This window comes from Ferruginibacter sp., from assembly GCF_028288465.1.
GTDB lineage: Bacteria > Bacteroidota > Bacteroidia > Chitinophagales > Chitinophagaceae > Ferruginibacter.
Genome location: NZ_JAQBNR010000075.1, coordinates 25451 through 40178 on the forward strand (window position 1 = coordinate 25451; position 14728 = coordinate 40178).

Below are 14728 nucleotides of genomic sequence, written 5' to 3' on the forward strand. Positions count from 1 at the left end.
AAGCAATCTTAGTAGCCCGGGTTTTGCTCCAACTGTGGCGCTTTTCTCAATTCACTTGTTTCAATAGGGATCCAATACATTTTAGGCAAAGCCTTTCTTTGTTCTACCTGAATTTGTTTCCATACTGTTGATGAATTGCCATTGATAACAGTTTCAGTTATATCCACACCTTTTGCATCCGTCAAAGCTTTATCCAGTATTTTCCATCTTCTTATATCGTACCACCGGTTATTTTCAAAAACCAGTTCTATTTGCCTTTCGTACCGGAGTGCTTTAGTGATGTCACCGGTAAAATCCGGCATGGCGGCACGGCTTCTTATCATGTTGATGTAACTGCTGGCTTCCACTGTCTGACCTAATTCTAAAGCCGCTTCCGCATAATTTAATAAAACTTCTGCATACCTGAATTCTATCCATACATTCTCATTGGACTGGGTTTGTGCATCAATTGTATTATCCAGCATCTTCTTCATTACATACCCCGTAAAACTGCCGTTAAACGGAGAGACTGAACTTTGCCGGGTATCCAATCCAAAAGTTGTAGATGTACTTCCTCCGGTAGTAGTAATGATTGTACGCCTTGAATACACTCCGATGGGGTCTATACTCTGAAGACCCGAAGGGCGGGGCATCCAAACGGCACTGTCGTATAAAATGGATCCATAAAATCTTGGGTCCCTGTTGTAATAAGGATTTTTGTTGTGGAATTGCGCAGATACATTTTGATAATTACCATTCACATCCAGCGTAAAGTGCTGCGAAAAATCCGAACCATCTTCCATTTCGTATGCATCAACCAGGTTTTGCGTAGGTGCATTGCCTGCCCACAAATTCCATCCGTTTCCGCCATTCCATTGATTCACCTGATTTTTATCGCCGCTTGACCTTGAATACATTTTACCCCAGATTATTTCATTATCCGCCAGGGTTTTTGCTTTAAAAAAATCATAATAATTTTTTGCCACCGCTGCCTTATCCGGCGCTCCAAAATTGGCAAGCTGGTAAGTACCCAAATCAATCACTGCTTTGGCGGCATCTCTTGCAGCAGTCCAAAGTGCTATCCTGTCAGGGCTCTCATAGCCCACGTACTTGCTTGCAGCGGTACCGTCTGCAGTAAGGCTGCTTGCTGCAAACAGCAGCACCCTGCTTTTTAGTGCCAGTGCTGCACCTGTGGTCGCTTTTCCTAACTGCATCTCAGCCTTGCTTTTAAGCAATGCGAATGCTGCGTCGCAATCATCTGAAATAAATTTGACAGATTCTGCGAAAGTTGACCTGTTGATAGCACTGAAATCTTCACCCAACTTAAGCGCATCTTTAAGGAGTGGAACCCCACCGTAAGTGAGTACCAGCCTGGAATAACAAAATGCCCGGAGAAACAAAGCCTCGCCTTTCATTATAGACGCTTTTGCCTGTATAGAAGCCTTTTGCGATGCAGGGTAGGTATTGGCAACGCCATCTATTTTTGATAAAAAGATATTGACCTTTTGAATGTTGGAGAAGTAGGTATCCCAGTAGGGAAGGTTGGTTTCGCCGCCATTCCATGGCGCATTATTATCAGGAGAAATATTGCCCTGCGTATACACTTCCGCGCCGTGGTCAAAGGTGGAATGTGCTTCGTCTGTTACCGAAGAAAGCATGGTTTGTGTATAGCCCATAGCTGCACCGTGGTATGCATCCAACAAATAAGCATCGGCTAAATTAATGTCAGACCACAGCACTGCGTCAGAATATTGGTTCTGCGGAGCCTGGTCAAGTATAGAAGTTTTTTTACAAGCTGAAAACAGCACCAGTATCGCTATTATGCTTAAGCTTATTTTATATTTTATCATTATTTTAAATTTAGAAGCCAGTAATGTTTTAAAAAGAAATTCTTGCACCCACAGAAACAACTTTCATGATTAAATAATTATCTCTTGTACCACTGAATTCAGGATCCCAAATGCGGTTTTTGGATGCATATAGCAGGAATAAATTTTGCCCTGAAACATACACCTGGGCATCTTTGATAAAGTTTACTTTAAAATTTTTCATTGGCACCGTATAACTCAGTTGCAGATTTTTAAGCCTTGCATAAGTCTGGTTCTGGTATTCTAAATCAGTAGGGAAATTTCCTCTCCAATAAGTGCTGGAGCCATCATACGCTCTTGGCTTGCTGGCATTAATATTATCAGGCGTCCATCTGCCATCTGCATCGTATTGGTAATAATCGCCGGCAGCTCCCTGCTGCGATCCGAGCCTTCTTACCCATGAAGTACCCGCTCCATTGATAAGAGCGCTTAACTCAAAATTTTTGTAACGAAAGTTTAAAGAAAGGCCAAATGTAATTTGCGGATCCGTTGTTTTATCAAACAAAATCTGGTCATCGGAATCAATGATACCATCACCATTTTCGTCTTTAATAATAACGTCTCCGGGGATTGCTCCGGAAACATGCGGTGTCTTATTTATCTGATCCACATCCCTGAAAATACCTGCCGACTTATATAACAGTGTGGCGCCTATAGGATGGCCGGTAAGTGTTTGCCAGGCTACATTGTTAGCTGGTTCATCAAAGTAAACAACTTTATTTTTTGCATAGGCAAAGTTGCCATTTACTGAATAAGAAAAATCTTTACCTGTTTTGCCTGTATACCCCAATTGCAATTCCAAACCCCTGTTGTCAACTACGCCAAAATTTTCATCTGGTAATGAGATGCCGGTGAAGCCGGGGACGGATGCATTCCTTTTTATAAGAATATTGCTTCTTCTCTGGTAGAAAAAATCTGCGTTAAAGGAAACACTGTTGTTAAAGAGCCTGGATTCAAAACCTGCATTGTACATATTAGCAACCTCCCATGTTATGTATGAGTTTGGCGCATTTGATTGGTACAGGCTGGAATAATAAGTATTACCGGATCCATATACACCGCCGGTACCGAACGCATAGGAGGCTAAATATTGGAAAGGTGGCACAAGATCGTTGCCTAATTTACCCCAGGACGCTTTAAGCTTTAAAAAATTTACCGCCTTTACATTGTCTTTCCAAAAGTTTTCATTGGAAACGATCCAGCCCGCAAGTGCGCTTGGGAAATTGCCCCACCTGCCGTTCTCTTTTGAAAACCTTAAAGAACCATCCCTGCGCATTGCAAATTGCAACAGGTATGTGCCTTTATAATTATAACTTATTCTTCCAAAATAGTTAATGCGGGAATCCAGTGTAATATATTCTGAATTGTCCTTCTGGTCGTTGCCACCGGCAAATAAATACGGAAGCTGCGAACTGATAAAATTTCTCCGGTAAGCGCTTATACCGGTGCCATTGGATTCTGAGGTTTCGTAGGCGACAAACGCATTAAAATTATGGATGGAATTAAAAGACTTATCATAATTCAACTTCAGATTGAATGTTTTGGCCGTTGTGTTATTGTAAAAATTTGTTAACTGCGGGTCGTACCCGTCTGAAGCGGGAACCAGAAAAGCCGATCCATCTTCGGCCCCGGTGTTACCGGCCGCCAGGTAAGCACCTTTATCAAGCTCGTAGCCTGTAACGGGGTGGTCAAAATATTTTCTTTTGCCGAAGAAAACATCGTAGGCATAATAACTGGTGACCGTGGCACCTTCAATACCTGGAATTTTTAAAGTAGCATTAATTTTATTGTTGGCCCGATAGCGTTTATCATCATCAAACCCGCCGTCTAAAGTAGTTCTCAGCACCGGCTGATATGAGGCTCCAAATGCACCGGTACCGGCAGCTCCATTCGGGTATACTGCAAATGTGGTAGGCTTGTTTTGATTGATAACATTGAACACTGTTTGCGCATCAAGCGATGGACCAAGCCGGTTTTCCTGTGAGCCATCCACATCTATCCCTACGTTTAAATATTTATTGACCTGCACATCTACATTGGCTCTCAGGTTATACCGGTTAAACTTTTTTGCATCGGCAGTTTTATACAAGCCATCGGCATATTGTGTGCCAAAGGATACAAAATAATTTACCGTTTTACTGCCGCCATTTACAGAAAAATTATGATGCTGGGTTAAGCTGGAGCTTCTTAACGAGGCATCGAACCAACTGGTATTGGGATGTGTCCACGGAAATTTTCCGTACTTGAATTTTTCTACATCTTCCTGAGTAAACGTCATGTTGGATGGTGCGACTCCTTTATAGGTTTCCATCTCCCGCAACATTTGGGCGTAGGTTGCTGCATCGGCCATTTTAGGCACTTCCGTAGGAGAGAGCCATCCTGTATAAAACGAATAATTGAAATTGGGCGGAGCATCGGTTTTGCCACGTTTGGTGGTAACGAGTATAACTCCATTGGCAGCTCTTGCACCATAGATTGCTGCTGATGCATCCTTTAAAACGCTTATACTTTCAATATCTTCCGGGTTGATAGAATTCAGGTCCCGCCCTGCACTTCCATCTATTGTTTGTGTTCCGTAATCATTTGATAGCTGGTTGGTATTTACATCACGTCCCGGTATTCCGTCTATCACAACCAAGGGACCGGAATTGCCAAGCGTGCTTATGCCCCTGATCAGGATAGATGCCGCATCGCTGCCTGGCTCGCCCGACCTTTGCTGAACAACGGCACCCGGTAGCCGGCCCGCCAGGGCATTGGACACACTTGAAACGGGGGAGGAGGTAATTTCTTTACTTGACACGGTAGCAATCGAGCCGATTACATTCACCTTTTTCTCCTTGCCATATCCTACTACAACTACTTCATTTAAAGCCGTGTTACCCGCACTGATAGCGCTGTTGATAACAGAACGGTTATTTACAGGTATTTCTACAGCTACATATCCCACAGAAGAAATTACAAGAGTGCCTTTCGCAGGAGCGGTGAGAGTGAACCTTCCGTCAGGGCCGGTTGATATCCCGGCTGACCCACCTTTTACACTTATGGAAACACCTGGCAAGGGCTGGCTGGTTTGCTGATCTGTGATTTGACCCTTTATAGCAATGCTTTGGGCATTAGCGCCAAAATGAAAAATGAAAGAAGAAAAAATTAGTAGTGCGATACTTTTCATAAACTTCTGTTTTGGTATTATTTATTGTTCCGGTTAATTATACGATAGATAACAGCTACGTAATAATAGTTAAATATAGAAAAACTATTTCATTTCGAAAATAGAATTCTTTGAAACCTTTCTTTTTTTGAACATTATTTTATTGATATATCGATAAAATTGAAGTATAGATTTCATTACCTTGTGAATTGTTGAACCTTATTGGTAAAGATTCTCAAAAAGGCCGTCATCCTATTGTTGATATAGTGCATAGCGGGTTGTTGAAAGGTAGAATAAGTACAATAAGCAAACCTAATATAATATGAAACCTGGCGTTTTCTTTAAGATCAGCAATCCGGAACTTATGGCTGGCGCACAGGCAACGCAGGAGAAATTAAGATGTTGTTTATGCAGCAGATAGTGCTAAGCCCTCTAAGGGTACAAGGGTGCATTATCATTGAAATGGTTCAAGCCTTCAGCCAGCGGTCAAACCAAGTGAAAGCTTCTGTTTGCATAGGTCCGTCAAACTTGTGCAGGCCGGGATAATAGGAGCACTTGAAACGGTCTGCTGCACCTGCTTTGGTAAATACTTCCCTTAAGATGTTTTCAGCTTTTTGCATTTCAGACAGGGTGTACAACTGGTCTTCGCTGTCATTTAAAACAAGGGTTGCCAGCGGCACACGCAAACCCATGATTTCCGGAAAATCCAACTCGTTGGGGAGCATGGGTACATAAATCATCCAGGTGTGTGTGAAGGACTTATTCAACACAAAGTCGCTCCACGTGGTGGTAAAGCCAACATTTACAGCGCATTTTATCCTTGCGTCCAACCCTGCCATGAAGGCCGTTCTTAAGCCGCCGCCCGAAAGCCCCCCGCAACCGATCCTGGTTGCATCCACATCAGGGCGGGCGCAAAGTATGTCCAAGGCTTTTTTATCTTCCGCAAAAAAAACGCCCGGCCATGTGGTACCCGCGCTGAATAAGGATTTGGCCATTATAGCTTCGTGGTCACTCGCCCAGTTGTTGTAAGTGGCAATGCTTTCGTTATCAGTAGCACTTCCATCGCTTACACCATTCCTGATACGGGCGGGCACATCCTGCAGCATCACCCGTCTGCTGCCAAAAGCGAATGCATCCGGAACCATTACTACATAACCACGTTTGGCGATTTCGTTGGCCCATGCAAGACCCGTATAATAATGCTCCTGGTGATATTTCATCAATGGGTGCTGGTCGTCCGATATTTTGGTGATCTTATGGCAACCAAAATATTTGTTGCCCCCATGGTCGTGAAAAGCTAGAATGGCGGGTAGTTTACCGGCTGCATTTACTGGCTTAAGTACGATGGCTTCTGTTGCCCTGCCGTAGGGGAGTTGCCAGGTAATTTCTTCTATTTGCAATCCATCGTAAGTGTGTTGTTTGTGTATGGTCACCTCAGGCAACCCACCGATTTCTGGAATAGCAAGGCGCTCAATCAGCCGTTGCTTTGCAGCTTTGCGCCAGGACTCAACTTTGGTAAATTCCAGCCTTCGGAATGAAAAAGCCGGGAGCTTATTTTTATTAAGTGAATTAGCCCAGTGCCCGTAAAGGCCGATGACGCTCAGATCTGTTTCGTCTTCCGTTTCCTTATCAAGGTTGTCAGGTACATTTTTATGTTGACTATTAGCGAATGCCCTTAAAGGCAATAAATTGCTCCCTGCTAGGGCAAGACTGCCAAGACCGGCTGATTTTAGAAAATCTCTGCGTTTGGTCATGATGCGTTTTTAAATGCTTAAATAGGCTTTTATTGGTTGGCTAATTGCAATTAACAACTTTTATTTTATTTCTTTTTGCTTTATTAAAATTTCGAATTGTTTTTTTTAATGTATAAATTCTTTCGTAACATTGTAATTACCAGATCATATCGGATAAATGTCTGTTTACGCACCTGTTGCAAAAAGATTACTTTGATTCGGCTGACTAAAAATATTGCATTATTAAATAATAAACTGGATGTATAAATACGTGCTTTGTTTATTGCTGCTGCTTCAAGGGCGTTTTTTTTTATCACCGGTAAACGCTCAAACAGCGTCCGTCATAGAAAGAAAGGAATCCTTTACCACATATCCTTTTTCTGATCCCAACCCCATTCCGGTACTGGGCATTAATAAAAAAGTGGCGCCATTTTACCCATACTTTTTGTTTGATGGATATACCGATAAAGGCGCCAGCAAAGATTGGAAGGTGGTTACACTGGAAAATCCTTTCATTACGGTGACCGTATTGCCGGAAGTAGGTGGCAAAGTATTGGGTGCGGTGGAAAAAGCTACCAGCAACGAGTTTGTTTATTATAATCATGTAATGAAATTTCGGGCCATCGGTATTCGCGGGCCGTGGACGAGTGGGGGAATTGAACACAATTTTGGCCTTGACCTTGGCCATGCGCCATGGGCCGCCGCCGCGGTTGATTATGTACTAAGGAATAACGATGATGGAAGTGTAAGCTGTATCGTTGGCGGCCTCGATCTTGCTTCACGATCAGAGTGGCGGGTGGACATACAGTTGCCAAAAGACAAAGCTTATTTTGAAACCAATGCGTTTTGGTATAATCCCACACCTTTGCACCACTCGTATTTATCGTGGGAGAACGCTGCCTTCAAAGCTGCGGACGACCTGCAGCTTTATTTTCCTGGGAATAACCACATCGGTCACGATGGGCTTGCTTCGGCATGGCCTGTTGATGATAAAGGGCGCAATCTCTCGATCTATAAAAACAATAATTTCGGCGATAGCAAGTCCTATCATGTTATGGGTAACTACCGCAATTGGTTTGGCGGCTATTGGCACGATAAAAACTTTGGCTTTGGGCATTGGGCGCCATATACCGATGCTCCCGGAAAAAAATTATGGATATGGTCTTTGTCACGTGAAGGTGCGATATGGGAAAACCTGCTGACCGATAAGGATGGCCAGTATATTGAAGCACAATCCGGCGTAACGCTCAACCAGGCTGCCGAACGCAGCGGCTACCATAGCCCCTTCACCCAGCTTTCATTGCGGCCAATGTACGCTGAAACTAAAAAAGAATATTGGTTCCCGGTAAAAAATACCGGGGGCATGGCTGATGCATCTCCATTCGGCACACTCAATGTAGCAGCGGCTGGCGATAGTTTAAAATTTGCCATCAGTCCCAATGTGTTTATTGCTGACAGTTTAGCGGTAACCTATCATAATAAATCTGTTTACAGAGGTTACGTGCGGTTGCAGCCAATGCAGGTATACCAGCAAAGAATTGTATTGCCAGGCTTACACTTAAAAGATGTCAGGATAAGTTTTGGAAAAGATAAATTGCTTTTTGCGGATAAGGAATCAGACATCAGCAGGCCGGTGGTGGCATCTTCAACAGACCAGGTGTACAGTTCTGCCCAGCGGTTTTTCAGAATGGGCGAAGAGCAAAATTCTATGCGGAATTATACGCAGGCGCTGGATCATTATAGAAAGTGCTTAGCTTTAGAACCAACGTATAATGAAGCCCTTTGTCGTGTAGCGGAATATTATTTTAGGAGTGCTCAATATGAGCAGGGTATTGGCTATGCCCGCAAAGTACTGGAATATAATAGTTACGATGCGGGGGCTAATTTTATTTATGGCAACTTACTGCTAAGGCAGGGAAAGTTAATTGAAGCGGAAGAAGCTTTTAGTATGGCTGCCCGTACTTTGGAGTACCGGTCTGCCACTTATGCACATATTGCCGGCATCAAATTACAGCAAGGCAACTTTGAAGAAGTGGCAGAATATTCAAAGCGATCCATACAATTCAACAGTAATAACCTGCTGGCTTACCAACGCCTTGCTACTGCTTATAGAAAACTCAACGCTATCAGCAGTGCCGATAGTGTGCTGAACCTTTTATTGAACATTGACCCTTTGTGTCATTATGCCCATTTTGAACAATACCTTCTACATCCAAACAAGACTTCTCTTAATAATTTTACCGGAGCCATCAGAAATGAGCTCCCTCACGAGACGTACCTGGAACTTGCCATTACTTACGCCAACCAGGGATTGGATGAAGAAGCGATAAATGTATTAGAACAAGCGCCTTCTTACCCAACTGTTTATTATTGGCTTGCCTGGCTCAAAAGACACAATGCTCCCGGTGAAAGTCTTGCGTATTTGAAAAAGGCTGAGGCTTTATCGGCTGCCTTTGTATTTCCATTCAGGATAGAAACGATACCAGTGCTTACCTGGGCGCAACAGCAGTTGCCTTCATGGAAAGCAACCTATTACCTGGGGCTTGTTTACTGGAACAATTTACAGCCGGATAAAGCAAAGCAATTGTTGGAGCAATGTGGCGGCACGCCTGACTTCGCGGCTTTCTATATAGCAAGGGGCACACTGTTCCGGGGCGACCCTGCTAAAAATAATTACGCAGGAAAGGACTTTGAAAAGGCCTTACAATTGGAGCCAGCCGAATGGCGCACCTGGCATTATCGCACCGATTATTTGTTGGATAATGGCTTGTTTGAGCAGGGATACACTTCTTCTGCGCAGGCATACAAAAAGTTTAAAAGCAATGCCATCATCTCTATGGATTATGCAACGTCGCTATTAAATACAAAACGTTTGAGTGAGTGCGTAAATGTGCTCAACAAAACATTGGTACTGCCACAGGAAGGCGCACAGGAAGGCCATCAAATATACGAAATGGCCAATCTTTCCCTTGCCTTGAATATGGTGGAGCAAAAGAAATACCAGCAGGCGATCAGGTATGTGGACGATGCAAGGAAATGGCCTGAAAACCTGGGTTCCGGTAGCCCTTATAATCCTGATACCCGCCTGCACGATTTTATTGCAGCCTTTTGCCAAAAGAAATTGGGGAATACAAAAGAAGCAGAAAGCTATATTCAAAAAATTACCGCCTTCTCGCTGGATAGTGAAACCTGGATGAGGGGAAGAAATTCAGCTGATAACTACATTTCCATATTGGTACTTAACCAGCAGGGAAAGCAGCCCGAACTAGGACGGTTGATAGCAGGTTGGAAAGCAGAACAGGATTCTGTACATAACTGGAGCATTTCACAAGGTTCTGCGGGAACTGCATTTAAATGGGTACTTGCCAACTACGATAACGACAGGGGAGGTACGGAGAAGCTGGAGAAAGAATTGTCGTCTTCCGCCATGGTTAACCGGTTTAAATTATTAGTGAAAGCTTTAGAAGTTTGTAAATGATTTTAGTGATGCGACAAATATGCATTTATAAATATCCAGCAAACAGCACAAACCTGCGATGCAGGGTGGGAAAAGGAATCTAAACACATCCTAAAAAATTCCGGACGTTTTGGATGCTACTTTGCATTCAGTAATAACTACGCAATAATCACTTTTATGCCTGCGCCTTCAAGGCGTTTTTTATCTTCTTCCGGGATACCGGCATCCGTAACGACAATATCTACCGCCGTGATGGGTGCTATAAAAGCAAAACTTCTTTTATGGAACTTGCTGGAATCTGTAACTACAATCACTTGTTTGGCGATTGAGATCATAATACGGTTTAAATGTGCCTCTTCAACATTGGGGGTAGATAACCCGAAAGTGGTATTAAAGCCATCGACCGCAAGAAACAATTTGTCACAAAAATAATTCTTAAAACTTTCCTCGGCTGTGGTGCCAACAAGCGACAGAGAGTTCTTTCGTAAAAAACCTCCGGGAACTATAACATTTACACGATCCTGCTCAACCAGTTTATTGGCAATGTTAAGTGCATTGGTTATAACGGTCAAAGATTCAATATTTGAAAGATTATTATTGATCTCCATAGTAGTTGTACCAGAGTCCAGAATGATAGTGTCGCCGCTTTCTATCAACGCCGCTGCAGCTTTGCCAATTTTAATTTTTTCCTGGTAATGGAGCTTATTTTTTTCAGAGAGGCTTATTTCCGCACCAACGTGTTCTGCCCTCATAGCCCCGCCCCGTGCACGGACAAGCTTATTTTTTTGGTCTAGCCAATTGAGGTCATTACGAATTGTTACTTCACTTACCCCTAAGTCTTTGCTGAGGGAAGTTACATCCAACCGCCCTTCAGCCTCTAATTTTTCCATTATCAGCGTGCGGCGTTCAACAGTTTTAATCCTTTTTATAACCTCCATTTTAATTTTATTTAAGTAATAAATTCTATAAAAGTAATTAAATGAAAACGATTTTGTCAAGTTATGACTGATAAACTTTCATTACATAAAAAATACATGCTTTAGTATTACCAAATTGTAAAAAAAGAACTGTTTGAAATTTTACTAACTATTAAGATGTCATTATTTAATTAAAACTTTTATAATCTTTCGAAATGAGAAAATAAACTTCGAAAACTTACGAATATATTTTTTTTATTTTGCGGTTTAATATATCTTTGAAACGAGCCTTTTTCGAAACGACTGCATTCAAAACCAACCAAAACTATAAATATGAGTAAAAAACTAATCTTCCCAGGATTCATAAGATGCGAAACGGATGGTAAGGGCCACGGAAATCAATTATTCTTTTTCATTTTGTTTACATTTCTTTTGGCTACCCAGCTGGCTACAGCCCAGACCGGAGCTAGCGGAACAACCCGGGTTAAGGGAGTAATTACAGAAAAGGAATCGGGGCAAGAGCTGGAGGGTGTAAATATAAAGGTTAAGGGAGGACAGGCAGGTACTGCTACCGACAACAAAGGGACCTTTTCTGTAGACGTTCCGTCGAACGGCCGTCTGGTATTTTCTTATGTTGGTTTTCTTGACCAGGAAGTAGCAGTAAAAAACCAGGCAACTATTAATGTGGTAATGGAAAAAGGTATTTCTTCCCTTAATGAAGTAGTAGTTGTGGGGTATGGCACACAATCGAAGAAAGATGTTATCGGGTCAATAGCTTCCGTTGGGTCAAGGCAAATACAGGATAAAGCTGTAGTATCTTTCGGCGAAGCGATCGCTGGCCAGGTGGCCGGTGTGCAGGTGCAACAGGCCTCTTCCGCACCAGGCGCTGGGTTAAGTATCAAAATAAGGGGTGTTGGCTCTATCAGTGCCGATAATACACCTTTATATGTTATAGATGGTGTGCCGCTCGATAATACAACCAACGGCTACGCTGCACAGGGTGCCAGTGGCGCCAACGTTCCAACAAATCCCCTTGCATCTATCAATCCCGGCGACATACAATCAATCGACATTTTAAAGGATGCATCAGCCACGGCGATTTATGGCTCGAGGGGTTCCAATGGTGTGGTGATTATTACTACCAAGCAGGGAGTAAAAGGCAAGACTCAGGTTAACCTGGCTGCCAGCACCGGGTGGCAAAATGTAGACCATAAGATTCCCACGCTTACTACAGAGGAATGGGTTCAGAGGCAAACGGACATCAGGAATTATAACTATACTTACCTCAACGGGGTGCCAATTCCCGGAAGAAGCGCTACCGATCCCAATTCTGTACGCGGTACCAATGCTAATTTAAAAATCCCCAACGAATACAGGGATCCTTCTTCGCTTCCAAACACTAACTGGCAGGATGTAGTTTACCAGACTGCACCAATGAACAACTACCAGGTGTCTGCCTCCGGTGGATCTGATAACACCCGTTTCTATATCTCCGGTAATTATATCAACCAGGAAGCTATTACAAAAGGGCAGGGATTTAAAAAATATTCGCTTCGGGGAAATATAGATGCTAATATTACGGACCGCATCAAGGTAGGGTTCAGGATCGCTCCTTCTTACAGCATCAACAAAATACCAACCGCGGGCGGGCTTTCCTACTATGGTGGTGTTACAGCTGCGGTGGTTACATCGGCGCCTATCTTTTCTGTTTATAAGGCAGATGGCTCCTACAACAATACGCAGACGGTGACCTATGATGATGGCACGCCCCCGCAATCACTTTTCTTTTCGAATGGCCTGGGTCTTAGCAAAGACTATGAAAATACCATGAGGATGTTTAACACCGTGGGTACCTTGTTCGCAACGGTTGATCTAACAAAACACCTTACGGCAAGGTCGAGTATCAATGCAGATATCACCAACATCAATACGGATGCGTTTGTTCCGTCTACCATTTCGGTGAACGGCTACAATTTATATGGCAGTACGTATACTGGCAACAATTTAAGCTGGAGCAACGAAAACACCGTTACTTATAACAACACATTCCTGGGAAAGCATCACCTGAATGTACTGGCTGGGTTTTCTGAGCAAATGGCGGTGTTCACTTCTTCAGGCATTTCTGCGGAGCAATATCCTAACAACCTTGTACATACAGTAAATGCAGGTATCACCACCGCTACCAGGGCCAGCAAATCGCAATGGAGCATGGCCTCTGTGATCAGCAGGATAAAATATGATTTTAATGAAAAATATTTTGTAACGGCCACCTTCAGAAGAGATGGATCATCACGGTTCGGTGCAAATACTAAATGGGGAAACTTCCCTTCGGCAGCAATAGGCTGGCGTGTTTCGCAGGAATCATTTATGAAGGGCGTTAAAGCCATCAGCGATCTTAAGCTAAGGGCCAGTTACGGTATTGTGGGTAACGACCAGATTGGTAATTATGGCGCTATCGGCCAGGTTGGGCCAAGGTATGCGGTGCTTGGTTCGGGCGATGGAAGAAGGGTTAACGGCTTGTCGCAGGATAACCTTGGTAACCCGCTTCTTACATGGGAACAATCAAAGTCAGTTGATATAGGGTTCGATGCAGGATTCTTTAATAACAGGCTGACGGTTACAGCAGATTATTATAATAAGGTATCGTCTGGTATGTTGTTTGGCGTGCCCGTTCCATCTTTTACCGGGTTTGGATCAACGCTGAGGAACCTTGGCAAACTTAGAAATAAAGGGATTGAACTGAATATTGAAACAAGAAATATTGATAGTAAGAGCCTTGTATGGACCACCAATTTCAATATCTCTTCCAACAAAAATAAAGTAGAAGCACTCAATGAAAATAACGACGATATCTATAGTGTCAACTACGGCGTAGTAAATTCCATCACCCATAGAACGAGGGTGGGTGAAGCAATGGCGAGTTACTATGGCTTTATCTACGATGGTGTTTACCGCAATAGCAAGGAACTGGCAGACGGGCCAAAACTGGCCTCGGGAATTACAGCCGTAGGAAACCCAAGGTTAAAAGATATTTCGGGCCCTGGTGGAAAACCTGATGGATTGATCGACGATTTCGACAAGACAACTCTCGGAAATAACCTGCCTGATTTCACCTTTGGCATTACCAACTCGGTTACGTACAAAAACTTTGATTTTACTATTTTGATACAAGGTGTACATGGTGTAGAAGCGCTGAACCTGTTAAAAACTTCTGGCAACTACAAAGCCGTAAGCGGCCTTTTTAAAAATTACTGGAAATCTGAAGCTGAGCCTGGTGACGGCCAAACCTTTCGCCCTACTTATGGTGCATACCAGGGCAATAATCCGGTAATTACCAGCTGGCTGGTGGAAGATGCCTCTTTTGTAAGGATCAAAAACCTTACGCTTGGATACCGTATCCCGAAATTCTTCGGAGGGAAAGTTATCAAAAACGCAAGGGCATACATGAACGTTCAGAACCTGCACACTTTTACAAAGTATAAAGGGTACAACCCTGAAGTAAATACGGTAGAAGGAACTGATAACCTTACACCGGGTATGGACTTTGGAACATTTCCGCTTACACGTACCCTTACACTGGGATTAAACCTGACATTTTAAACCGCCGGTTGTTAACCACCTTAAAA

General features: G+C 43.2%; 6 protein-coding genes. 2 read left to right on the top strand and 4 right to left on the bottom strand.

Translation table 11 applies throughout. The features are described 5' to 3' along the window. Positions 1–8: 8 nt before the first annotated feature. The 3 genes from JWR61_RS27730 to JWR61_RS27740 all read right to left on the bottom strand — a co-directional run bounded on the left by JWR61_RS27730 (position 9) and on the right by JWR61_RS27740 (position 6749). Positions 9–1829, bottom strand: a complete 1821-nt coding sequence (locus JWR61_RS27730) for a RagB/SusD family nutrient uptake outer membrane protein (RefSeq protein WP_301930889.1) — start codon at positions 1827–1829, stop codon at positions 9–11. A 28-nt stretch (positions 1830–1857) separates the two neighbouring features. After that, a complete protein-coding gene (locus JWR61_RS27735; RefSeq protein ID WP_301930890.1) occupies positions 1858–5016 on the bottom strand; it encodes a TonB-dependent receptor in 3159 nt (1052 codons plus the stop codon). Between the two features lie 446 nt (positions 5017–5462). Next, on the bottom strand, positions 5463–6749 hold the full coding sequence (locus JWR61_RS27740; protein WP_301930891.1) for an alpha/beta hydrolase family protein: 1287 nt from the start codon (positions 6747–6749) through the stop codon (positions 5463–5465). A gap of 238 nt (positions 6750–6987) precedes the next feature. Here JWR61_RS27740 and JWR61_RS27745 point away from each other — a divergent pair, with 238 nt between their 5' ends. After that, complete coding sequence (locus JWR61_RS27745) at positions 6988–10206, top strand: DUF5107 domain-containing protein (protein WP_301930892.1); 3219 nt, start codon at positions 6988–6990, stop codon at positions 10204–10206. 137 nt (positions 10207–10343) lie between these two features. Here the strand turns inward: JWR61_RS27745 and agaR are convergent, their stop codons facing one another. Then, positions 10344–11123: a transcriptional repressor AgaR gene (gene agaR, locus JWR61_RS27750; protein WP_301930893.1), complete on the bottom strand. Its 780-nt coding sequence runs from the start codon at positions 11121–11123 to the stop codon at positions 10344–10346. A 312-nt stretch (positions 11124–11435) separates the two neighbouring features. Between agaR and JWR61_RS27755 the strand changes: the two genes are divergently transcribed. Next, the gene (locus JWR61_RS27755) at positions 11436–14702 is read left to right on the top strand and encodes a TonB-dependent receptor (protein ID WP_301930894.1); all 3267 of its coding nucleotides are present in this window, start codon (positions 11436–11438) and stop codon (positions 14700–14702) included. Positions 14703–14728: the final 26 nt, after the last annotated feature.

Bases quoted from the DNA above. Each gene is read 5' to 3' on its own strand.
- JWR61_RS27740 (WP_301930891.1), bottom strand. From the start codon at position 6,749: ATGACCAAACGCAGAGATTTTCTAAAATCAGCCGGTCTTGGCAGTCTT.
- JWR61_RS27755 (WP_301930894.1), top strand. From the start codon at position 11,436: ATGAGTAAAAAACTAATCTTCCCAGGATTCATAAGATGCGAAACGGAT.
- agaR (WP_301930893.1), bottom strand. From the start codon at position 11,123: ATGGAGGTTATAAAAAGGATTAAAACTGTTGAACGCCGCACGCTGATA.
- JWR61_RS27730 (WP_301930889.1), bottom strand. From the start codon at position 1,829: ATGATAAAATATAAAATAAGCTTAAGCATAATAGCGATACTGGTGCTG.
- JWR61_RS27745 (WP_301930892.1), top strand. From the start codon at position 6,988: ATGTATAAATACGTGCTTTGTTTATTGCTGCTGCTTCAAGGGCGTTTT.
- JWR61_RS27735 (WP_301930890.1), bottom strand. From the start codon at position 5,016: ATGAAAAGTATCGCACTACTAATTTTTTCTTCTTTCATTTTTCATTTT.